The organism is Phenylobacterium sp., assembly GCF_041920015.1.
GTDB lineage: Bacteria > Pseudomonadota > Alphaproteobacteria > Caulobacterales > Caulobacteraceae > Phenylobacterium.
Genome location: NZ_JAYRST010000008.1, coordinates 1 through 20075 on the forward strand (window position 1 = coordinate 1; position 20075 = coordinate 20075).

General features: G+C 69.4%; 18 protein-coding genes and 1 riboswitch. Of the genes, 9 read left to right on the forward strand and 9 right to left on the reverse strand.

The features are described from left to right. The coding region (locus ACE3TL_RS03080; RefSeq protein ID WP_374577229.1) for an efflux RND transporter permease subunit at window positions 1-3020 on the forward strand (3020 nt) is incomplete at its 5' end. An 11-nt stretch (window positions 3021-3031) separates the two neighbouring features. Here the strand turns inward: ACE3TL_RS03080 and ACE3TL_RS03085 are convergent. Genes ACE3TL_RS03085 through ACE3TL_RS03095 form a run of 3 tightly spaced genes read right to left on the reverse strand, consistent with a single transcriptional unit; the run spans window position 3032 to window position 5984 of the window. Then, the gene (locus ACE3TL_RS03085) at window positions 3032-3313 is read right to left on the reverse strand and encodes a hypothetical protein (RefSeq protein WP_374577231.1); all 282 of its coding nucleotides are present in this window, start codon (window positions 3311-3313) and stop codon (window positions 3032-3034) included. Window positions 3314-3346: 33 nt separating this feature from the next. Next, complete coding sequence (locus tag ACE3TL_RS03090; protein WP_374577233.1) at window positions 3347-5188, reverse strand: ABC transporter ATP-binding protein/permease; 1842 nt, start codon at window positions 5186-5188, stop codon at window positions 3347-3349. Window positions 5189-5195: 7 nt separating this feature from the next. Further along, on the reverse strand, window positions 5196-5984 hold the full coding sequence (locus tag ACE3TL_RS03095; protein WP_374577234.1) for an Ig-like domain-containing protein: 789 nt from the start codon (window positions 5982-5984) through the stop codon (window positions 5196-5198). Between the two features lie 97 nt (window positions 5985-6081). On the opposite strand from ACE3TL_RS03095, the gene ACE3TL_RS03100 reads away from it, so the two are divergent. Next, window positions 6082-6678 carry a TIGR00730 family Rossman fold protein gene (locus ACE3TL_RS03100; RefSeq protein ID WP_374577235.1) on the forward strand — a complete coding sequence of 199 codons (597 nt, stop codon included), beginning with the start codon at window positions 6082-6084 and terminating at the stop codon, window positions 6676-6678. Window positions 6679-6883: 205 nt separating this feature from the next. On the opposite strand, the gene ACE3TL_RS03105 is transcribed toward ACE3TL_RS03100, so the two are convergent. The 4 genes from ACE3TL_RS03105 to ACE3TL_RS03120 all read right to left on the reverse strand — a co-directional run bounded on the left by ACE3TL_RS03105 (window position 6884) and on the right by ACE3TL_RS03120 (window position 10132). Beyond that, window positions 6884-7411 carry a GNAT family N-acetyltransferase gene (locus ACE3TL_RS03105; RefSeq protein WP_374577236.1) on the reverse strand — a complete coding sequence of 176 codons (528 nt, stop codon included), beginning with the start codon at window positions 7409-7411 and terminating at the stop codon, window positions 6884-6886. Then, window positions 7408-9075 carry an NAD+ synthase gene (locus ACE3TL_RS03110; RefSeq protein WP_374577237.1) on the reverse strand — a complete coding sequence of 556 codons (1668 nt, stop codon included), beginning with the start codon at window positions 9073-9075 and terminating at the stop codon, window positions 7408-7410. The genes ACE3TL_RS03105 and ACE3TL_RS03110 overlap by 4 nt, the downstream gene beginning before the upstream one ends. A 94-nt stretch (window positions 9076-9169) precedes the next feature. Next, complete coding sequence (gene dksA, locus ACE3TL_RS03115; RefSeq protein ID WP_267229712.1) at window positions 9170-9598, reverse strand: RNA polymerase-binding protein DksA; 429 nt, start codon at window positions 9596-9598, stop codon at window positions 9170-9172. 99 nt (window positions 9599-9697) lie between these two features. Further along, complete coding sequence (locus ACE3TL_RS03120) at window positions 9698-10132, reverse strand: flagellar assembly protein FliX (RefSeq protein WP_374577239.1); 435 nt, start codon at window positions 10130-10132, stop codon at window positions 9698-9700. 193 nt (window positions 10133-10325) lie between these two features. Here ACE3TL_RS03120 and ACE3TL_RS03125 point away from each other — a divergent pair, with 193 nt between their 5' ends. From ACE3TL_RS03125 to ACE3TL_RS03140, 4 genes are all read left to right on the forward strand, one after another. Continuing rightward, complete coding sequence (locus tag ACE3TL_RS03125; protein ID WP_374577240.1) at window positions 10326-11447, forward strand: flagellar basal body P-ring protein FlgI; 1122 nt, start codon at window positions 10326-10328, stop codon at window positions 11445-11447. Further along, window positions 11447-11752 carry a rod-binding protein gene (locus ACE3TL_RS03130; RefSeq protein ID WP_374577241.1) on the forward strand — a complete coding sequence of 102 codons (306 nt, stop codon included), beginning with the start codon at window positions 11447-11449 and terminating at the stop codon, window positions 11750-11752. Before ACE3TL_RS03125 ends, ACE3TL_RS03130 begins: the two co-directional genes overlap by 1 nt. 10 nt (window positions 11753-11762) lie before the next feature. Continuing rightward, window positions 11763-12206 (forward strand): flagellar basal body protein, encoded by a 444-nt coding sequence (locus ACE3TL_RS03135; protein ID WP_374533266.1) that lies wholly within the window; start codon window positions 11763-11765, stop codon window positions 12204-12206. A gap of 199 nt (window positions 12207-12405) precedes the next feature. After that, a riboswitch (FMN riboswitch) is annotated at window positions 12406-12558 on the forward strand. Window positions 12559-12655: 97 nt separating this feature from the next. Then, window positions 12656-13153: a 6,7-dimethyl-8-ribityllumazine synthase gene (locus ACE3TL_RS03140; RefSeq protein ID WP_374577242.1), complete on the forward strand. Its 498-nt coding sequence runs from the start codon at window positions 12656-12658 to the stop codon at window positions 13151-13153. A 24-nt stretch (window positions 13154-13177) separates the two neighbouring features. Here the strand turns inward: ACE3TL_RS03140 and ACE3TL_RS03145 are convergent, their stop codons facing one another. Then, the gene (locus tag ACE3TL_RS03145; RefSeq protein WP_374577244.1) at window positions 13178-14767 is read right to left on the reverse strand and encodes an ABC-F family ATP-binding cassette domain-containing protein; all 1590 of its coding nucleotides are present in this window, start codon (window positions 14765-14767) and stop codon (window positions 13178-13180) included. Window positions 14768-15088: 321 nt separating this feature from the next. Here ACE3TL_RS03145 and ada point away from each other — a divergent pair, with 321 nt between their 5' ends. The 3 genes from ada to ACE3TL_RS03160 all read left to right on the forward strand — a co-directional run bounded on the left by ada (window position 15089) and on the right by ACE3TL_RS03160 (window position 18183). After that, window positions 15089-16144 (forward strand): bifunctional DNA-binding transcriptional regulator/O6-methylguanine-DNA methyltransferase Ada, encoded by a 1056-nt coding sequence (gene ada, locus ACE3TL_RS03150; RefSeq protein WP_374577245.1) that lies wholly within the window; start codon window positions 15089-15091, stop codon window positions 16142-16144. After that, on the forward strand, window positions 16141-16851 hold the full coding sequence (locus ACE3TL_RS03155) for a 2OG-Fe(II) oxygenase (protein WP_374577247.1): 711 nt from the start codon (window positions 16141-16143) through the stop codon (window positions 16849-16851). Before ada ends, ACE3TL_RS03155 begins: the two co-directional genes overlap by 4 nt. A 114-nt stretch (window positions 16852-16965) precedes the next feature. Then, the gene (locus ACE3TL_RS03160) at window positions 16966-18183 is read left to right on the forward strand and encodes a dipeptidase (RefSeq protein WP_374577248.1); all 1218 of its coding nucleotides are present in this window, start codon (window positions 16966-16968) and stop codon (window positions 18181-18183) included. A 56-nt stretch (window positions 18184-18239) separates the two neighbouring features. On the opposite strand, the gene ACE3TL_RS03165 is transcribed toward ACE3TL_RS03160, so the two are convergent. Then, the gene (locus tag ACE3TL_RS03165) at window positions 18240-20021 is read right to left on the reverse strand and encodes a DUF885 domain-containing protein (RefSeq protein WP_374577249.1); all 1782 of its coding nucleotides are present in this window, start codon (window positions 20019-20021) and stop codon (window positions 18240-18242) included. Window positions 20022-20075: the final 54 nt, after the last annotated feature.

A 20075-nucleotide genomic window follows, 5' to 3' on the forward strand; every position in this document is an offset into this window, starting at 1 on the left:
CCGAGCTGCAGACGATCGAAGGCATTAAGGAGATGAACGCGGTCGCCCGCCAGAGCATGGCGATCGTGAACCTGGAGTTCGAGGCCAACTTCAAGAAGGACAAGGCCCTGGCCGAGGTGCGCGCCACGGTCGACCTGGCGCGCGGCAAGTTCCCGCCGGACGCCGAGGAGCCGATCATCGAGGAGGCCAACGCCTCCGGCGACCCGATCATCGGCATCGTGCTGTCCGGCGGCGCGCCGGAGCGCACGCTGTTCCAGATCTCGCGCAGCCTGCAGGACCGGCTGGAAGGCACGCCCGGCGTGCTGGAAGTCTATCTCAACGGCGGGCGCGAGGAGCTGCTGGAAGTCACCATCGACCCGGTGCGGATGGAGGCCGCCAACGTCTCCCCCGGCGAACTGGCCCTGGTGATCGGCCGCAACAACCAGCTCGTGCCGGCCGGCAACCTGGAATCGGGGGCCGGCAAGTTCGCGGTCAAGGTGCCCGGCGTGGTCAACGAGCCGGCCGACATCCTGGCCCTGCCGATCAAGAAGAACGGCGACCGGCTGATCACCGTCGGCGACATCGGCGACGTGCGCCGCACCTTCAAGGAAGCGACCTACATCACCCGCTTCAACGGCCAGCCGGCGTTCTCGGTCGACGTGGCCAAGCGCTCGGGCGCCAACATCCTCGATACGGTGAAGGAGGTCCGCAAGGTCGTCGCCGAGGAGCAGAAGCGTTGGCCCGAGACGGTCAAGGTGTCCTACATCTACGACGAGAGCGACTTCATCGGCCGGACCCTGGTGGTTCTGGAAAGCGGGCTGATCATCGCCACCATCCTGGTCATGCTGATCATCGTGGCGACGCTGGGCATCCGCCAGGGGCTGATGGTGGGGGCGGCGATCCCGGCCTGCTTCATGCTGGCCTTCCTGATGCTCAACGCCACCGGGGTCACGCTCAACCAGATGGTGATGTTCGGCCTGGTGCTGGCGGTCGGCATCCTGGTCGACGGCGGCATCGTGGTGGTCGAGTACGCCGACCGGAAGATGGCCGAGGGCATGGCCAAGGAAGAGGCGTTCGCCGCGGCCGGCAAGCGCATGTTCTGGCCGGTGCTGAACGGCACGCTGACGACGCTGTGCGCCTTCCTGCCCTTCCTGTTCTGGAACTCGATCCCCGGCAAGTTCATGAGCTTCCTGCCCATGACGCTGTTCTACGTGCTGGGCGCGTCGATCTTCATCGCCTTGATCTTCACCCCGGCGCTGGGCTCGATCTTCGGGCGCAAGGCGGCGGTGGACGAGGCGCACCTGCGCGAGATCGAGAAGTCGGAACGCGGCGACCCGCGCGAGATGACCGGCTTCATGGGCTGGTACGCCCGCACGATCGATTCCCTGGCCCACCACCCGACCTCGGCCATGTTTGCGACCCTGGCGGTGATCATCCTGGTGGTCTACGCCTTCAAGCTGGAGAACAAGCCGACCGAGTTCTTCCTGCGCCAGGACCCCGAATTCGTCTCGGTCTACGTCAAGGCGCGAGGCAACCTGTCGCCCCAGGCCCAGGACCAGCTCGTCCGGCAGGTGGAAGGCCGGCTCATCGGTCAGAAGGGCGTCAATTCGATCTTCGTCCGCTCGGGGACCGCCAGCCCCGGCGGCGGGCCCAATTCGGCGCCCAACGACACCATCGGGCGGATCAGCCTGGACTTCGTCGACTACGAGGACCGGCTGAAGCTGGGCCTGGTCGGCAAGGACATCGCCAACGAGGTGCGCAAGCGCGTCGCCAACATCCCCGGCATCGAGGTCGAGGTGCGCGAGCCGCAGGGCGGCCCGCCGGTCGGCAAGGACGTGCAGGTGGAGATGCGCAGCCAGGACCCGGCCGCGCTGAACAAGGCGGCCGACATCGTCAAGGCCAAGCTGGCCGCCGACCGGCAACTGCACGAGCTGGAGGACAACCGCACCTCGCCCGGCATCGAGTGGAACATGACCGTCGACCGCGAGGCCGCCGGCCGCTACGGCGTCGACGTGCTGACCGTCGGCCAGGCGATCCAGTTCGTGACCGGCGGGGTGCTGGTGGGCCGCTTCCGGCCCGACGACGCCGACGACGAACTGGACATCCGCGTGCGTTTCCCGCCGGAAAGCCGCAATGTCGCGGCCTTCGACAGCCTGAAGATCCCGACGCAGTTCGGGCCGGTGCCGGCCAGCTACTTCATCAACCTGGCCCCCGCCCAGCAGGTGACGACCATCCAGCGGCGCGACGGCCAGCGGCTGGCGATCATCCAGGCCAACACCATCGAAGGCGTGGCGGCCAGCCACAAGATCGCCGAGTTGCGCCCCTGGCTGGAGAAGGCGAACCTGGACCCGGCGGTCCGCTGGAAGTTCACCGGCGCCGACGAGGAAGGCCAGGAGGCCGCGCGGTTCTTCGCCGTGGCCATGGCCGCCTCGCTATTCCTGATGGGCGTGATCCTGCTCTGGCAGTTCAACTCGTACTACGGGGTGCTGGTCACCCTGTCGGCGGTGGCGCTGTCGACGGTGGGGGTGCTGCTGGGCGTGGTGGTCAATATCCACCACACCTTCGACTACATCTCGGTGATCATGTTGGGGACCGGGGTCGTGGCCCTGGCCGGGGTGGTCGTCGGGCACAACATCGTACTGGTGGACACCTACTACCAGCTCCGCCGTTCAGGCTTCCCGGCGGACGAGGCGGCCGTGCGGGCGGCGGCCCAGCGCTTCCGGCCGGTCATGCTGACGACGCTGGTGACGGTGGTGGGCCTGCTGCCGCTGATGTTCCAGCTTCACCCGAACTTCCACGGCCTGCACCTGGAGTACAAGGCGCCCGGCTCGGAGTGGTGGGTGCAGCTCTCGTCGGCGGTGGTCTGGGGCCTGTCGTTCGCGACCCTGCTGACCCTGATCCTGACGCCGGTGATGCTGGCCGCGCCGAAGGTCTATTCCCAGCGCTTCGGAAAGCTGGCCGAACGCCTGGGGCTTCGCAAGCGGAGCGATCGCGGCCAGCTTGGCGACCAGGGGCCGGAAATCCCCAAGGCCGCCGAATAGGCTGGGCGGCCTCAGGCCTCGCGCGTCAGCCGGCGGCGGTTGGCGCGCACCTTGCGGCGGTAGAGCGCCACCGCCCGCTCCGCGCCCAGGTGCGGCGCGCCCGAAAACGCCCCGCGGGCCAGCTCGGCCTGGGCCGCCATCGCCGCATCGATCTTCTCGGCGACCATGCGATGGGCTTCGGCCGCAGCGCCGGCCCCGCCGCCGGCGAGCTTGAGGCTGCGCAGGGCGATGACGCTGGCCGACTCCACGCCCAGCAGGCCCATGTTCATAGAAATCCGCATCCAGGGGTTCATGCGCCGCCCTCCTCCGCTCATGACCGCACGATCTTACGCCGTACGCGTCTGCCGACGCCATAGGGCTGCGTATTCGCCGCCCTTTTCAAGCAATTCCGCATGCCGGCCCTGTTCGACGATACGGCCGCGGCGCAGGACCAGGATCAGGTCGGCGTCGACGATGGTCGACAGGCGGTGGGCGATGACCAAGGTGGTGCGCCCGGCCCGCACCTTGCGCAGGGTCTCCTGGATCGCCGCCTCGGTCGGGCCGTCGAGGGCGCTGGTCGCCTCGTCGAGGATCAGCACCCGCGGATCGGCCAGCAGGGCGCGGGCGATGCCGACCCGCTGGCGCTCGCCCCCCGACAGCTTCAGGCCGCGCTCGCCCACCAGGGTGGCCATGCCGTGAGGCAGGCTGTCTATGAACGGCCCCAGCTCGGCCGCATCGGCCGCGGCGCGGATTTCCGCCGCGCTCGCTCCGGGCCGGGCGAAGGCGATGTTGGCGGCCAGGGTGTCGTTGAAGAGCGCCACGTCCTGCGGCACCAGGGCCACGGCCCGGCGCAGCGAGGCCAAGGTCGCCTGGCGCAGATCGACGCCGTCCAGGGTGATCGATCCGGCCTGAGGATCGATCAGCCGCAGGGCCAGGCGCACGGCGGTGGTCTTGCCCGCGCCCGAGGGGCCGACCAGGGCGACAGTGGCGCCGGGGGCGGCGCGGAAGTCGACGTCGATCAGGCCGGTCGAACGCGCGTCGTGCCGGAACTCGACATCCTTGAAGACGATCTCCGCGCCCTGGCCGCTCGCAGGCGGCAGAGGCCGCGCGCCGGGCGCATCGACGATGTCGGGTTTGACGGCCTTGAGCTGGACCATCTGCTCCATGTCGATGAAGGCCTGACGGATTTCGCGGTAGTTGAAGCCCAGCATGTTGAGCGGGCCATAGATGCCGATCAGCAGCAGGATCGCCATGGTGACGTCGCCGATCCGCATGCGCCCGTGCATCACCTCGTATCCGGCCATGATCGTCATCAGCGCCAGGCCGATGTTCAGCACCAGGGCCTGGACCGCGTTCAGCATGGCCAGGGAAGAGTTGGAGCGGACGCTGGCGCGGACATAGTCGGCCATGGCGTCGTCGTAGCGAGCGACGGTGCGGGCCTCGGTCCCGAAGGTCTTGACCGTCTCGTAGTTCAGCAGGGCGTCGACCGAGAGGCCGGCGGCGCGGCTGTCGGCCTCGTTCAGTTCGCGACGGTGGCCGAGCCGCCAGTCGGTGATGCGGAAGGTGATGGCCGCATAGAGGACGATGGTCACGAAGGCGGTGAGCGCAAAGCGCCAGTCCAGGCGCAGGGCCATCACGGTCATGGCCATCACCAGCTCGACAGCCGTGGGGCCGAGGTTGAAGACCACGCTGCGGATCAGGAAGTCGGTGGAGCGCGCGCCGCGATCGATGATCCGCGACAGGCTGCCCGTCTGCTTGCCTTGGTGATAGTCGAGGCCGAGCGCCAGAGCGTGGGCGAAGGTTTCGCCCGCCGCCTTGGCCATGGTCGATTGCGAGACCACGGTGAAGATCATGTCCCGCAGGTTCGGCGCGAAGGCCGCGGCGAAGCGCAGGCCGACGAAAGCCAGGGCCAGCAGCAGGAAGTCGAAGCCGAGCTCAGCCGCCTGGCCGCCGCCCGGCGCCAGGCGGTTGATGGCCTCGCCCAAGGCGACCGGCGCGGCGACGCCCGCCAGCTTGCCCAGGAAGACCAGCAGGAGAGATGCGCCCACCCGCCAGCGCAGGCCCGGCGCGCCCGAGCGCATGACCAGCGCCCCCAGGTCGGCCATGGAGCGCCAGAAGTCGAACTTCACTGAGGCCGGCGCGATCGCGCCCGGCGCGGCCATGCGGCGGGCGGCCATGCCCGGCGTCATGGCGCGCTCACTTCACAAGCACCGTCGACTGCGCGCCGCCGCCGGGCGTCATCCAGTCGATGCGCAGGCCTCCGTCGACCGTCGTGGTGCGGAACGGCCCGGCCGACAGCGGCGCGGCAGGCGTCACGTCGATGACAACGGCGTTTTCGGTCGCATCGCCGAAGACGTCGATCTGGCGGCGGCCCGACAGCGGCTGCTGGGTCAGGGCGATGCTGTAGCGTCCCTTGGCGTCGGCGCGCCCCTCGCCCATCTTGCGGCCGTCGACATGGATGCTGAGCGCAGCGCCGGCCGGAGCGCGGCCGGAGATCACCGCACCGCCCTCGCGGTCGAAGTCCACGGCGTCGAGACCGTTCCTACCGCCCCGCCCGACCCGCAAGGCCCCGGCCCCGGCGCGCAGCAGTACGGCTTCGCCCTCCGGCGTGAGCAGGAGATAACCCTCGCTCTGGACCGTGCGGTCGCCGGCGCTCGCCGAGAGGCCGAAGATACGCGCCTGGGCCGAAACCGGCAGGGAGAGCGACCAGGCGCCCTTGTCGCCCGCATCCGCGAACACGGCCTGGCCTTGCGGCGTCGCCAGACGGACCCTGGAATTGGCGGGGGCCGAGCCCTCCAGCCGCAACGTCCCGCCGCTGGTCTGTACGCTCCTCACCATGGGGGCGGCCTGATAGCCGACATCACCCTGCCCGGCGGGTTCGGGCGAGGCGGCCGGCGCGGCGGCCTGACGCGGGCTGCAGGCCGCCAGGGCCAGGCAGGCGGCTAAAAGGCCGGCGATCAGGAACGGAAAACGGACGCTTTGCACGGGGTTGCTTGAAACTCCTCCACCCTTGGGCCTAGCTAATCGGGCTTTCCCGGCGCGGCGGCAAGCGCCCCGCGCGATTCTCCTGGAGCTTATAGGCATGGGCGATACGCGCCTCGATTCCGTCTGCGTCTTCTGCGGCTCGTCCGACGCGGCCGCCCCGGCCCTGCTGGCGAGCGCGGCGGACCTGGGGCGCATCCTGGCGCGGGAGGGCCTGGCCCTGATCTATGGCGGCGGCGGGGTCGGGCTGATGGGCGCCTGCGCCAAGGCCGCGCACGAGGCGGGCGGCCAGGTGCTGGGGATCATCCCGCACTTCCTGAAGGAGCGCGAGCGCCGGCTGGACATCGTCGAGACCGTGGTCGTGGACTCGATGCACGAGCGCAAGATGATGATGTTCGAGCGGGCGGACGGCTTCGTGGTCCTGCCCGGCGGCATCGGCACGCTGGAAGAGGTGGTGGAGCTGCTGTCCTGGCGGCGGCTGGACCTGCACGGCAAGCCGGTGGTGTTCTATAATCCCGGCGGCTTCTGGGAGCCGCTGTTCGCCCTCTTCCAGCACACGGTCGACCAGAACCTGACCCCGCCGAGCTTCATGGCCAGTTGGGCGTCGGTCGACACTGTCGAGGCCATCGTCCCGGCCCTGCGCCGCGGCGCCCCGGAAGGCGAGGATGCGGCGAGCGACGTTGCGCAACTGACCTGACGAGAGATGCTTCCTCAATGGGAGGGTGACCGCCCCTTCTCCCCCTACGGGAGAAGGTGGCCCCGCGACGCGGGGTCGGATGAGGGGGCGGCGGCGCTTGCGGTGTTGAGGCGGCTGGGATTGGTTCTGACAGAGAGGCCAAATACCCCTCATCCGTCAGGCTTCGCCTGCCACCTTCTCCCTCAAGGGGAGAAGGAAGCCCCGACTAACCTATACGGAACCGCTCCAGCAGCACGGTTTCGCCGTGGAAGTCGGTGCGGGCGTATTCGGTGAAGCCGGCCTTCCCGGCGGCCCGCAGCGAGGCGGCGTTCTCGGGATCGATCATGCAGACGGTGCGGGGATCGTCGAAATGGCCGTCCGCCCAGGCCAGGGCCGCAGCGATGGCTTCGCTGGCGTAGCCCTTTCCGTGGGTCGCCGGGATCAGCGCCCAACCCATCTCCGGCGTGTCGCCGAAGCCGGGCTCCATGGTCCGCTTGAAGTCGGCGAAGCCGAGATCGCCGACGAACCGGCCGCCGTCCTTCTCGCAGACCGCCCAGAAACCGAAGCCCATCTCGCACCAGTGGCCGACATAGCGCAGCAGCCGCGCCCACACCTCGTCCCTGCCGAACGGGCGTCCGCCGATGAAGCGGGTGACGTCCGGATCGCCCCACAAGGCGGCGCAGGCCTCGAAGTCGGCCTTGGTGTGGCCGCGCAGGATCAGCCGTTCGGTTTCAAGGACCGGGGCGCGGCTCACTTGCCGCTCACCGCGTCGCGGAAGCCGTTGACGATGGGGTAGCGGCGGTCGCGGCCGAAGGCGCGCGGGCCGATCTTCACGCCCGGCGCGGCCTGGCGGCGCTTGTATTCGGAGTTGTAGAGCAGGCGCTGCACGCGCTCGACCGTCTCTGGCGCGTGGCCGCGGGCGACGATCTCGTCCAAGGTCGCCTCTTCCTCCACCAGGCCGTGCAGGATGGCGTCGAGCTCGGGATATTCGGGCAGGCTGTCCTGGTCCTTCTGGTCGGGACGCAGTTCGGCCGAGGGCGCCTTGGTGAGGATGCGCTCGGGGATCGGGTCGGCGGCGACGCCGTAGGGGTCGTTGGCGTTGCGCCAGCGGCAGATCGCATAGACGTCGGTCTTGTAGACGTCCTTGAGCACATTGTAGCCGCCGCACATGTCGCCATAGAGCGTGGCGTAGCCGACCGCCATCTCGGACTTGTTGCCGGTGGTCAGCAGCATGAAGCCGAGCTTGTTGGAGATGGCCATCAGCGAGAGACCGCGGATGCGGGCCTGGATATTCTCCTCGGTCAGGTCCGGTGGCCGGTTCTCGAAGTGCGGGGTCAGCATTTCGGCGAAGGCGTCGACGGCCGGCGAGATCGGGATGTCGGCCAGGCGCACGCCCAGCCGGCCGGCGCAGTCGGCGGCGTCCTCCAGGCTCTCGGCGCTGGTGTAGCGCGAGGGCAGCATGAAGCAGCGGACGCGGTCCGGGCCCAGGGCGTCGGCCGCAACCGTGGCGACGATGGCGGAGTCGACACCGCCCGAAAGTCCAAGCATGACGCCAGGAAAGCCGGATTTGTTCACGTAGTCGCGCAGGCCCAGGACCATGGCGCGATAGACTTCTTCGGCGCCGAAGACCCAGTCCTCCATCGGCGCCTGGGTGCAGGCCCAGCCGGCTTCGCCCTTCTCCCAGATGGTCAGGGCGAAGGCTTCTTCGAACATGCGCAGCCGCATGACCGGTTCGCCGCCGGCCGACAGAGCGAAGGAGCCGCCGTCGAAGACCAGTTCGTCCTGGCCGCCGACCTCGTTGACATAGAGCAGCGGCAGGCCGGTCTGGGCCACGCGGGCCCGCGCCACGCCCATCCGCTCGTCGTCGGCGGTGCGGCGATAGGGCGAGCCGTTGGGGACCAGCAGGATCTCCGCCCCCTGCGCCTTCAGCTCGGCGCAGACGCCCTCCGACCAGATGTCCTCGCAGATCGGAACGCCCAGGCGAACGCCCTTCCACTCGAAGACCGAGGGCGCGGCGCCTGCCTCGAACACCCGCTTCTCGTCGAAGACGCCGTAGTTGGGCAGGTCGCATTTGAAGGCCACGCCCTTCACCTGGCCGTCGGCGAGGAAGGCCAGGGCGTTGTGCGGCCGCCGAGCCGGGTCGGCGTTGGGCCAGATCACGCCGATCAGGGCGGCAGGACCGTCGCGGGTTTCGGCGGCGAGCCGCTCGACAGCGGCCTTGCCCGCCGCCCAGAAGGCCGGCTTCATCGCCAGGTCTTCCGGCGGATAGCCGTTGATGAACAGCTCGGAGAAGACGGCGATGTCGGCGCCTTCCGCGCGGGCGCGGCGCAGATGCTCCCGGGCGAGAGCCTCGTTATGGGCGATGGCGCCCACGGTCGGATTGGCCTGGACGGCGGCGATCACGAGACGCTGAGTCATGGCTCGTCATGTAGCCTTGCGCGAGGTTGACGGCCAGCCGGGCTTTGCGATCTGCAAACGAAGAGGGCGGCCCAAGCGAGCCGCCCCTTGCAGATCAGTCGTCGCGATGGACGCGTTCGCGTCGTTCGTGGCGTTCCTGGGCCTCCAGGCTGAGCGTCGCGATCGGACGGGCCTCGAGCCGGGCGACGCCGATCGGCTCGCCGGTGTCCTCGCAGTAGCCGTAGGAGCCGTCTTCGATTCGGCGCAGCGCCTCGTCGATCTTGGAGATCAACTTGCGCTGGCGGTCCCGGGTCCGTAGCTCAAGAGCTCGGTCAGTTTCCGACGTCGCCCTGTCGGCCAGATCAGGATGATTTTCGGTCTCGGTCTGAAGATGAGCAAGGGTTTCGCGGGACTCCCGCAAAATATCCTCTTTCCAGTTCAAGAGCTTTTGCTTGAAGTACTCAAGCTGGCGCTCGTTCATGAACTCTTCGTCCTCGGAAGGACGATACTCTGGCTTTTCCGCCAACATCGTGGCCGTGCTCATAGACGCCTCACGCCCCCTAGGTACATGCCCTCGACATTACGTCGCGCGCTTATACCAAAACGATCCACCCTTTCAACGAACCTCACTCTTCGCGGGCGTTTAAGCCGCACGATTCGCGCGTTCGAGCTTTGCGATCTCAACGGCAGCACGGGTTTCGATCTCGTTCAACACACCTTCAAGGCGATCATCCTCGGTCGCGTCACGCTCGTCGCGAACCGCTTGTTTCAAGCGCTCCAGATCGCCTGCGGACACCTCGCCCGACAGCAAGGCGACCTTCACGTCTTCGAGAACGTCCAGAATGCGCCCCGCCCGGCCCACGGCCCGGCGCTTGCGCTCGAGCGGCCCGCCGACGTCCTGGAGGGCGAGGATAGTGTCGACGCTCATCACGCCGGAGACCCCGGCCGCGCGCGCCGTCTGGACTGCGCCAGCAGCCGCAGCCGGCTGGGCGACCTGGAACCCCTGGCCGCCGCCGGCCGGCTTCGCCTTGCCCGGACCGGCCGAGGGGCCGACTCCGCTTGTACCGCTGACCTTCATGCAAGGTCCTCTACCATGCTCGATCCCGACTTTCGCCGCCCAAGCTTAGGGTATGGTTAATGCCGGGCAAATTCTGCCGCCAGGACGCCAACGCCCAGCCCAGCCCGGAGTTCCTGCGTTGTTTTTCCTCACCTTTTGAGTTGGCACGGCGGTCGCAAGGCGCGAGCGAGCATTCTTTCGCCGCCGAGGTTCCATGCGCCGTCCGTTCCGCATCTTCAGCGCCGCCCTCCTCGCCGCCGCCCTGTTCGCGCCCGCGCTGGCGGCCGGCCCGGCCTTCGCCAAGTCGAGGATCAAGGACATCGTCGAGTTCGAGGGCGTGCGCGACAACATGCTGGTCGGCTATGGCCTGGTGGTCGGCCTGAACGGCACCGGGGACTCGCTGCGCAACGCGCCCTTCACCCGCCAGAGCCTGGAGGCGATGCTGGAGCGGCTGGGCGTCAACACCCGCGACGCGAACCTGAACACCAAGAACGTCGCGGCCGTGATGGTCACCGCCAGGCTGCCGGCCTTCGTGGCGGCCGGCACGCCGATCGACGCCTCGGTCTCGGCCATGGGCGACGCCAAGAGCCTGCAGGGCGGCACCCTGCTGGTGACCCCTCTGATGGGCGCGGACGGCCAGGCCTATGCGGTCAGCCAGGGCACGGTGCAGACCGGCTCGATCTCGGCCGGCGGGGCCTCGGGCTCGTCGGTCTCCAAGGGCGTGCCGACCGCCGGGCGCATCGCCGGCGGGGCCATCGTCGAGCGCGAGATCGGCTTCCAGTTCGCAAACATGGGCGAGATGCGCATGACCCTGCGCAATCCCGACTTCTCGACCGCGCGCAAGGTGGCCGACGCGGTCAACGGCCGCTTTCCCGGCGCGGCGCGGGCCGACAACCCGACCATCGTCACCGTCCGCTCGCCCGGCGGCCAGGACATGGTCTCGTTCATGTCGCAGATCGAGAACCTGACGGTCGACACCGACAGCCCGGCCAAGGTGGTGATCGACGAGGTCGCCGGGGTCATCGTCATGGGCGAGAACGTGCGGGTCTCCACCGTGGCCATCGCTCAGGGCAACCTGACCATCACCGTGCGCGAGAGCCCGGCCGTCAGCCAGCCAGCGCCGTTCAGCCAGGGCCAGACCGCGGTCGTCCCGCAGTCGGACATCCAGGTGGACGAGGAGAAGGGCAAGCGGTTCATCACCCTGCGCGACGGCGCTTCGCTGGCCAGCCTGGTCGGCGGCCTCAACGCCCTGGGCGTCACCCCGCGCGACATGATCTCGATCCTGCAGACCATCAAGGCAGCCGGCGCGCTGCAAGCCGACATCGAGGTGATGTGATGGACCTGGCTCCCGCCTTTTCCCCGCCCACCGCGCCGGTGGAGGCGCAGAACGCCGAGCAATTGGCCAAGCGCGGCCAGATCGAGAAGACCGCCAAGGACTTCGAGGCCTCGTTCCTGTCGGTGATGCTGGGCCAGATGTTCAAGGACGTCGGCGCCGAGGCCCCCTTCAGCGGCGGCCACGGCGAGGCGGCGTTCAAGTCGTTCCTGGGCGACGCCATGGCCAAGCAGATGGTGCAGCACGGCGGGGTCGGGCTCGCCGACCGCGTCGCCAAGGAAATGCTGAAGCTTCAGGGTTTGAGTTAGGAGACCAGCCATGGCGATTTCCGCCACGGACGCAGCCGACCGCGTCGACCAATTGATCGTTCTGACCGAACGCCTGACCGAGCTGATCGCCCTGGACGCCCAGGCCTTCGAGCAGCGCCGTCCCCAGGACGCGGCGGCCAATCTCGAAGAGACCTCGCGGCTGGCCAACATCTACCGCCACGAGTCGGCGCGCGTGCGGGCCAATCCGCACCTGATCGCCGGCGCGCCCCTGGCCCAGCGCACGCGGCTGATCCGCGCCACCGAGGCCTTCGACGCGGTGCTGGCCCGCCAGGGCCGCGCGCTGGAGGCGGCCAAGACCGTCACCGAAGGCATCGTCAAGGCCATCGCCGAGGAGGTCGCCTCAAAACGCGCCACCGGCGCGGGCTACGGCCAGGGCGGCGTGGCGGCCCCGGCGGCCTCGCCGACCTCGATCACGCTGAACAAGCGGGCTTGAGGGGGCTTGATGCTCCCCTTCGGGGAGCTGTCCGCAAAGCGGACTGAGGAGACTTACTGAGTCGGCGGTCCCCTCCGTCTCGGCGCTTTGCGCCGATCCACCTTCCCCAGCGGGGGAGGAACTGGTTTGAGAAACTAAACGCTTGTTTGACGGGGCGTCATCGGCCTAGTTTGCGGATATCGTCGGGCTGTTCCGGCGATCGCGTTCTCAGGGCGGGGTGAAAGTCCCCACCGGCGGTGATGGCGGCTCGCAAGGGCCGCACAAGCCCGCGGGCGCCCGGCGGCTTCGCCGGGGACAGCAGATCCGGTGCGATTCCGGGGCCGACGGTTAGAGTCCGGTTATGAGAACCGCTGGCGACGTCCCGTCGCTTCGCGCCTTGCCGCGCGAGGATCGGGCCGGAGCCTAGCGTCTCCCTGAGTCGTGGTTCCACCCCACTCAGGGATTCGACCATGACTGTCACCCACTTCGAAGTTCCCACCGCCAACGGCGCCTATCGCCTGGCCCGCATCGCTTTCGTCCAGTCCGGCTGGCACAGCGAGATCGTCGACAACGCCTATCAGGGGTTCATCAAGGAGATCGCCGGGCTCGGCTTCTCCGAGAGCGCCATCGACCGCTTCCACACCCCCGGGGCGTTCGAGATTCCGCTGCACGCCCAGACCCTGGCCAAGACCGGCCGCTACGCCGCCATCGTCGCGGCCGGGTTCGTGGTCGACGGCGGCATCTATCGCCACGACTTCGTGGCCTCGAGCGTGATCTCGGGCCTGATGCAGGTCCAGCTCACCACCGAGGTGCCGGTGTTCTCGGTGGTGCTGACGCCGCACCATTTCCACGAACACGACGTCCACCAGGGCTTCTACCGCGAACACTTCCTGACCAAGGGCGCCGAGGCGGCCCACGCCTGCGCCCAGACCCTGGCCAGCCTCGCCAAGCTCGCGGCGGCCGCATAAGGCCCGGCGCGATGCCGGGGGCATCTAGCGCCTGCCCAGGTGCAGGCGGCGCTGGACGCCGATCGCATCGAGGAAATCGGGGTCGTGGCTGACCACCAGCATCGCGCCGTCATAGCCGCGCAAGACCGCCTCGACCGCGGCGATGGAATCGAGGTCGAGGTGGTTGGTCGGCTCGTCCAGGATCAGCAGTTGGGGCGGCGCGGGCGACATCAGCACGCAGGCCATGGCCGCGCGCAGGCGCTCGCCGCCGCTCAAGGCGCCGACCGTCTGCTCGGCGGCGGCGTTGCGGAACAGGAACCGCGCCAGGGCCGCATGGGCGTCGTTGCGGCTGGCGGCCGGGTTCAGGCGCAGGAACGCCTGCACCAGGGTTTCGTCCGGCGCCAGCATGGCGGTGTGCTGGTCGAGCAGAGCCGCGGGCGCGCCGCGGACGATCCGGCCATCGGTGGGGTCCAGCCCGCCGCTGGCCAGCCGGATCAGGGTGGTCTTGCCCGCCCCGTTGGGGCCGACCACGGCCAGCCGCTCCGGCCCGACGATCCGAAACGACAGATCGCGCAGAATAGGCTCCGCCCCCGGATAGGCGAAGGCCACGGCGTCGAATTCCAGCACCGTCCGCCCGGCGGGCAGGCGCGAGGGCGGCAGGTCGAAGGCCAGGTTCCGCAAGCGCTCGACCTTGGCCTGAGCCGCCTCCAGGCCGGCGGCGGCCTCGGCCTTCTGGCGGTCGGCCAGGCGGCCCTCGCGGGCGGCGGACAGCTCGGCGCGCTCGGCCTGACGGCCCAGCAGGATCTTGGGCTCCGAGCCGCGGGCGGCGAAGCGGCGGCCGGCGGCGTCGCGGCGGGCCTTCTTCTCGCGGGCGGCCTGGGCCTCGCGCTCGACCCGAGCCAGAGCCTGCTCGGCCTGCTCTAGGCCGCGCTCGGCGGCAGCGCTCTCCTCGGCCTTGCGCTCGACATAGAGGTCGTAGCCGCCGCCATAGACCCGTGCGCCCAGGCTGGTCAGCTCGACGATGCGGTCCATGCGGCGCAGCAGGGCGCGGTCGTGGCTAACCACCACCGCACCGCCCTTCCAGCGGCCGAGGACGTCGCCGATCAGTTCGCGGGCCTCGGCATCGAGATTGTTGGTCGGCTCGTCCAGCAGCAGCAGGTCCGGCTCGTCCGCCAGCAACGCCGCCAAGGCCGCACGCGTGGCCTGGCCGCCGCTGAGGGAGGCGGCGGGCCGTTCGGGATCGAGTCCCGCCAGGCCGACCTCGGCGAAGGCGGCGTCGAGCCGGGCCGGCAGGGTCCAGTCGGCCTCGGCGAAGTCGGCCTCGGTCCCCTCCCCACACTCGATGCGGGCCAGCCGCTGCAGGGCGGGGGCCAGGCCCACGGTCTGGGCGATGCTGGCCTGGGGCGGCGGGGCGAGCGCCTGGCGCAGGACGCCGACCTTGCCGCGCACGGCGAGGCTGCCCGCGGCGGGCGCAAGTTCGCCCAGCATCAGCCGGATCAGCGTGGTCTTGCCCACGCCGTTGCGTCCGACGAGGCCGGTGCGTTCGGCGCCGAAGGCGAGGGTCAGATTGTCGAAAAGCGGGCGGCCGTCAGGGGTTCTGGCGGAAAGGCCGTCGAGCGTGAGGAAGGCGGACATAGGAAACCATGGACGGATTGGCGTTCGGGACGAGGTCGGTCTTCGTCGCGATATCCATGGTTGCGCCTCCTAATGGTGAGCCGCCGATATAGGGGCCGGCGCGCGTCGGCGCAAATCGCGGCTTTCGGATCTTGCTCAAGACTCTTTGAATTCAGAGCATTTTCTGCGCCAAACGGGCGTCCATTTCGGCGGAAAATGCTCTGGCGATGCGGCAAGGCTTGCGATCGGCCCTCTGCGAGCGAATTTGAGAGCAAGAGCCGGAGTTTCAGCGCCCGCCGGCGGGCCTATCCCATCGCTCAAGACAAGCGATGGAGTTCAAAGATGCAGACCGCATTCGACACCGACGCCGCCCGTTGGGCCGCCCTCGCCGCCCGCGACCGCAGGGCCGACGGCGCGTTCTTCTATTCGGTGCGCACCACGGGGGTCTATTGCCGCCCCTCCTGCGCCGCCCGCGCGGCCTTGCCGCAGAACGTCGCCTTCCACGCCACCGCCGGGGAGGCCGAGGCCGCGGGCTTTCGCCCCTGCAAGCGCTGCAAGCCCGACCAGCCGTCGCTGGCCGAACGCAACGCCGCGGCGGCGACGGCGGCCTGCCGCGCCATCGATGCGGCCGAGGACGCGCCGGGGCTGGAGACCCTGGCCGCCCAGGCGGGGATGAGCCCGTTCCATTTCCACCGCGTCTTCAAGTCGGCGACGGGCCTGACGCCCAAGGCCTATGCCGACGCGCGCCGGGCCGAGCGCCTGCGTCAGGCCCTTGGCGAGACGCCGACCGTGACGGCGGCGATCTACGAGGCCGGGTTCGGTTCGGGCAGCCGGGTCTACGAAAAGACCGACAGGGTGCTGGGCATGACCCCGCGGCGCTTCCGGGCCGGCGGCGACCAGGCGGTGATCCGCTTTGCGCTTGGCGAATGTTCGCTGGGCTCGATCCTGGTGGCGGCCACCGACAAGGGCGTCTGCGCCATCCTGCTGGGCGATGATCCCCAGGCGCTGGCCGAAGACTTCCAGGACCGCTTCGCCCAGGCCGAACTCATCGGCGGCGATGCGGCGTTCGAGGCGCTGGTGGCGCGGGTCGTCGGGCTGGTGGAGCAGCCGCGGCTGGGCCACGACCTGCCGCTCGACGTGCGCGGAACCACCTTCCAGCAGCGGGTCTGGCAGGCCCTGCGCGACATCCCGGCCGGCCAGACGGCGAGCTACGCCGAGGTCGCCGCGAAGATCGGCAAGCCCGCGGCGGTCCGCGCCGTCGCCCAGGCTTGCGCGGCCAATTCGCTGGCCGTCGCCATTCCCTGCCATCGGGTGGTGCGCACCGACGGCGCGCTGTCGGGCTATCGCTGGGGCGTGGAGCGCAAGCGCGCCCTGCTGGATCGCGAGGCCGCGGCGTGAGATCGGTCGACACCCGCATCGCCGGCTTCGACTGGCCGGGCGTCGAGCGCGACCTCGACGCCCAGGGTTCGGCCTTGCTGCCGGGCCTGCTCACGCCGGAGGCATGCGCGGAACTGGCCGGGCTCTACAGCCGGGAAGCCGGGTTCCGCAGCCGGGTGGTGATGAGCCGCCACGGCTTCGGGCGCGGGGAGTACAAGTATTTCGCCTATCCCCTGCCCGCCCTGGTCGGCGACCTGCGCGGGGCGCTCTACCCTCGGCTGGTCCCCATCGCCAACCGCTGGAACACCGAGATGGGGATCGGCGTGCGCTATCCGGCCGAGCACAGCGCTTTCCTGGAGCGCTGCCACGAGGCGGGCCAGGTCCGCCCCACGCCGCTGCTGCTGCAATACGGCCCCGGCGACTACAACTGCCTGCACCAGGACCTCTATGGCGAACATGTCTTTCCGTTGCAGGTCGCCGTCCTGCTGGCCGAGCCGGGCCGCGACTTCACCGGCGGCGAGTTCGTGCTGACCGAGCAGCGGCCGCGCATGCAGTCGCGGGCGGAGGTCTCTCCCCTGCGCCAGGGCGACGGCCTGGTGTTCGCCGTCCACCACCGGCCGGTGCGCGGAACCCGCGGCAGCTATCGCGTCACCCTGCGCCACGGCGTCAGCCAGGTGCGCTCGGGCGTGCGCCACACCCTGGGCGTGATCTTCCACGACGCACTCTGAATTCGGACGCGCGCGGATGTTCCACGACGCGGAGAGACCGCAACTGAGGCTTGCGCAGACTCCCCGGAACGCTGAAGGTTCGCCCCTCAAAGACAGTTCCGGGGAGAGGCGCTCGTGCTCAAGTTTGGTCTTCCGCTCGCAATCCTGCTGGCCAGCGCCGCGCCGGTCATGGCCGCGCCCAAGGTGAAGCCGGCCACGAAGGCCCTGCACGAAAGCCTGATCGTGCTGGACACCCATTTCGACACCCCGGCGAACATGGCCTCGCCATCGTTCGACATGCGCGTGCGCCACCAGCCGATCGACGGCAGCCAGGTCGATTATCCGCGCATGATCGAGGGCGGGGTCGACGGCGGCTTCTTCGCGATCTTCACGCCCCAGGGGCCCAACACCGTCCAGGGCAATCAGGCGGCGCGCGACCACGCCCTGCTGCGAGCCGTGGTGATCCACGAGATGGTCGCCAGGAACGGCGACGTCTTCCAACTGGTCACCAAGGCCGACGACGCCGAGAGCCTCGCCAAGGCCGGCAAGAAGAAGTTCGTGTTCATCAGCATGGAGAACGGTTCGCCCGTCGCCGGCGACCTCAGCCTGATGAAGACCTTCTACGATCTGGGCGTTCGGATGATGTCGCCCGTCCACTTCGCCAACAACGACCTGGCCGATTCGGCCACCGACCCGAAGGGGCCGACCCATGGCGGCCTCTCCCCGCTCGGCAAGCAGTTCGTCGCCGAGGCCAACCGGCTCGGCATCCTGCTCGACGCCAGCCATGCTTCGGATGCGACCACCGAGCAGATGATCGAGCTTTCGAGCGCGCCGATCATCCTGTCGCACTCCGGCGTGAGGGCCGCCTACGATCATCCGCGCAACGCCCCCGACGACCTGATCCGCAAGCTGGCGGCCAAGGGCGGGGTGATCCAGCTCAACGCGCTTTCCGGCTACATGATCGACACGCCGCCGAACCCCGAACGCCGCGCGGCCCTGGTCGAGCTGGACAAGACCTACGGCGATCCGAACGTCCTGCCCGCCGACAAACTCAAGGCCTATCGCGAGGCGCGGCGTGCGATCCTGGCCAAGTATCCGGTCCCGCGCGCGACCATCGACGACTTGGTCAAGCACATCGTCCACGCCGCCCAGGTGGCCGGCAAGGCGCACATCGGCCTCTCCGGCGACTTCGACGGCGGCGGCGGGCTGGACGGCTTCGACGACATCACCGATTTCCCGATGCTGACCGAAAAGCTGCTGGCGGCCGGCTTCACCAAGGAGGACCTGGCCGGCTTCTGGGGCGGCAACGCCCTGCGCGCGCTCAAACAGGCCGACGAGATGAAGGCGAAATAGAACCGCACGCCTCCGCCCGCCCCGGCGAAAGCCGGGATGGGCGGTGAAGGATGGCGTTACGCGATCGGCTGATCGAAGAGCAGTTGGCCGGCGAAGCGCGCGGGGGGCGAGCCGAAGGAGAGCACGGCGTCGTGGTAGCGCTTCAGGGAAAAGCCCTGGCTCCAGCGCCGCTCGGCCTCCTGGCGCAAGGCGTGATGTTCCTGCCAGCCGATGAAATAGGTCGGCAACTGGGCTGAGGAGACCTGGGCGCGGACCCATTTTCCGGCCGCCTCGCGCTCCTGCTGGAAGGCCTCGACGGTCATCAGCCGCATGGCCTCGTCGCGGCTCATGCCGTCCACATGGACGCCCTGGTCGAGGATGGCGTTGGCGATCACCCGCAGGTGCAGCTTCAGGTGCGCGAGCAGGTAGAGCGGGTCGCGGTCGAGGTAACCGGCCTCGGCCATGATGTCCTGGGCGTAGACGGCCCAGCCCTCGACGAACGCGCCCGAATAGAGCACCGAGCGCAGCACCGACGGATAGCGATTGGAATGGGCGAGCTGGAGATAATGGCCCGGCATCGCCTCGTGCACCGTCACTTCCTGCATGCCGTAGACGTTGTATTCGCGCAGGAAGGACTCGGCCTGGGCGTCGGTCCAGTCGTCCGGGATCGGGGAAATCTTGTAGAAGGTGCTCTGGCCCTTATCGAGCGGTCCGGGCGGGTCGCAATAGGCCACGGCGACGCCGCGCTGGAACTCCGGCGTCAGCACCACCTTCACCGGATCGTCCGGCACGGTGACGAGGTCCCTGGCGCGCACGAAGTCGGTGGCCTGCACGAGCTGGCGCTCGGCTTCCTCCACCAGGCCGTTGCGGGCGGGCTTGCGGGCATAGGCCAGTTCCAGGGCCGCCTCGATGACCTTCTGCTGTTGGTCGGGCGTCGGCGCGGCCGGCGCCTCGGGCGCGCCGGGCCGCCCGGCCAGGACGCCGCGGGCGATGTCGTACATCTGGGCGCGGATGTCGGCGAGAGCGGCGAGCGCCTTGGCCTTGATCTCCGCCCGGCTGAGCGAGGCGTTGAGCGCGAAGGCGAGCTTCCGATCGTAAAGCTCGGCGCCGATGCGGAAGTCGCCGGCGGCGTTCGGGACCAGGGTGTTTTCGAGCCAGGCCTGATGTTCGTCGATGGCCTTGGTCAGGGCCGCGGCGGCGGCGTCCAGCCGCGCGCGGTCCGCGCCGCTCAGCGCCCCGGCCTCGGCCGTCACCTGGGCGGCCAGGGAATGCAGGCCCTTGTTCTGAAGCGCCGCGGTCTCGGCATGCACCTTCGGGACGCGTTCCGGCTGCAGCTCCCTACGGCTTTGCGCCAGCAGGGCGGGCAGCTTCTCCATCCGGGCGGTGGCCGAGCGCAGGCGCTCGGGCAGAGGCGCGAACTCGCGCGACATCAGGGTGTTGAGCGCCCCGCCCGCCACGCTCGAATAGACCAGCGGGTCCCAGGCCCAGTCCTGCAGCACCTCGTCGGTCCAGACCTGGCCGGCGAGCTGGTTCTCCAGGATGGCGGCGTCGACCTGGTTGGCGCGCGAGAGTTCGGCGCGCGGCGTCGCCTTCAGTCGCGCGAGCAGGTCGCGGTTCAGCCTGATGCGCGCAGCGCGCCCAGCGGCGCTCACGTCGTCGAGTTCGGCGTCGAAGCGGTGATCGCCGGTGGCGGTGGCGAAGACGGGGCTAACGCGCAAGCTTCCCTCCAGCCAGTCCCGGCCCAGCCGGGCGAAGGCTGCGTCCTGCGCAGAGCCGCCCTGGGCGAGCGCGGCGTTCAGCGGCAAGGCGGCGAGGCCAGCGGCGGCGATCAGGCTGCGGCGGGAGATCAGGTGATGCATGGAGGCCCCTTCGGAAGCGACGAGGACCTATGCTTACGCCTTGGCCTTACGCAT

What these genes read in the sequence shown, in the direction of transcription:
- ACE3TL_RS03085 (WP_374577231.1), bottom strand. Translation starts at nt 3,313, where the DNA reads ATGAACCCCTGGATGCGGATTTCTATGAACATGGGCCTGCTGGGCGTG.
- ACE3TL_RS03090 (WP_374577233.1), bottom strand. Translation starts at nt 5,188, where the DNA reads ATGACGCCGGGCATGGCCGCCCGCCGCATGGCCGCGCCGGGCGCGATC.
- ACE3TL_RS03100 (WP_374577235.1), top strand. Translation starts at nt 6,082, where the DNA reads ATGGGCGATACGCGCCTCGATTCCGTCTGCGTCTTCTGCGGCTCGTCC.
- ACE3TL_RS03110 (WP_374577237.1), bottom strand. Translation starts at nt 9,075, where the DNA reads ATGACTCAGCGTCTCGTGATCGCCGCCGTCCAGGCCAATCCGACCGTG.
- dksA (WP_267229712.1), bottom strand. Translation starts at nt 9,598, where the DNA reads ATGAGCACGGCCACGATGTTGGCGGAAAAGCCAGAGTATCGTCCTTCC.
- ACE3TL_RS03120 (WP_374577239.1), bottom strand. Translation starts at nt 10,132, where the DNA reads ATGAAGGTCAGCGGTACAAGCGGAGTCGGCCCCTCGGCCGGTCCGGGC.
- ACE3TL_RS03125 (WP_374577240.1), top strand. Translation starts at nt 10,326, where the DNA reads ATGCGCCGTCCGTTCCGCATCTTCAGCGCCGCCCTCCTCGCCGCCGCC.
- ACE3TL_RS03130 (WP_374577241.1), top strand. Translation starts at nt 11,447, where the DNA reads ATGGACCTGGCTCCCGCCTTTTCCCCGCCCACCGCGCCGGTGGAGGCG.
- ACE3TL_RS03135 (WP_374533266.1), top strand. Translation starts at nt 11,763, where the DNA reads ATGGCGATTTCCGCCACGGACGCAGCCGACCGCGTCGACCAATTGATC.
- ACE3TL_RS03140 (WP_374577242.1), top strand. Translation starts at nt 12,656, where the DNA reads ATGACTGTCACCCACTTCGAAGTTCCCACCGCCAACGGCGCCTATCGC.
- ACE3TL_RS03145 (WP_374577244.1), bottom strand. Translation starts at nt 14,767, where the DNA reads ATGTCCGCCTTCCTCACGCTCGACGGCCTTTCCGCCAGAACCCCTGAC.
- ada (WP_374577245.1), top strand. Translation starts at nt 15,089, where the DNA reads ATGCAGACCGCATTCGACACCGACGCCGCCCGTTGGGCCGCCCTCGCC.
- ACE3TL_RS03165 (WP_374577249.1), bottom strand. Translation starts at nt 20,021, where the DNA reads ATGCATCACCTGATCTCCCGCCGCAGCCTGATCGCCGCCGCTGGCCTC.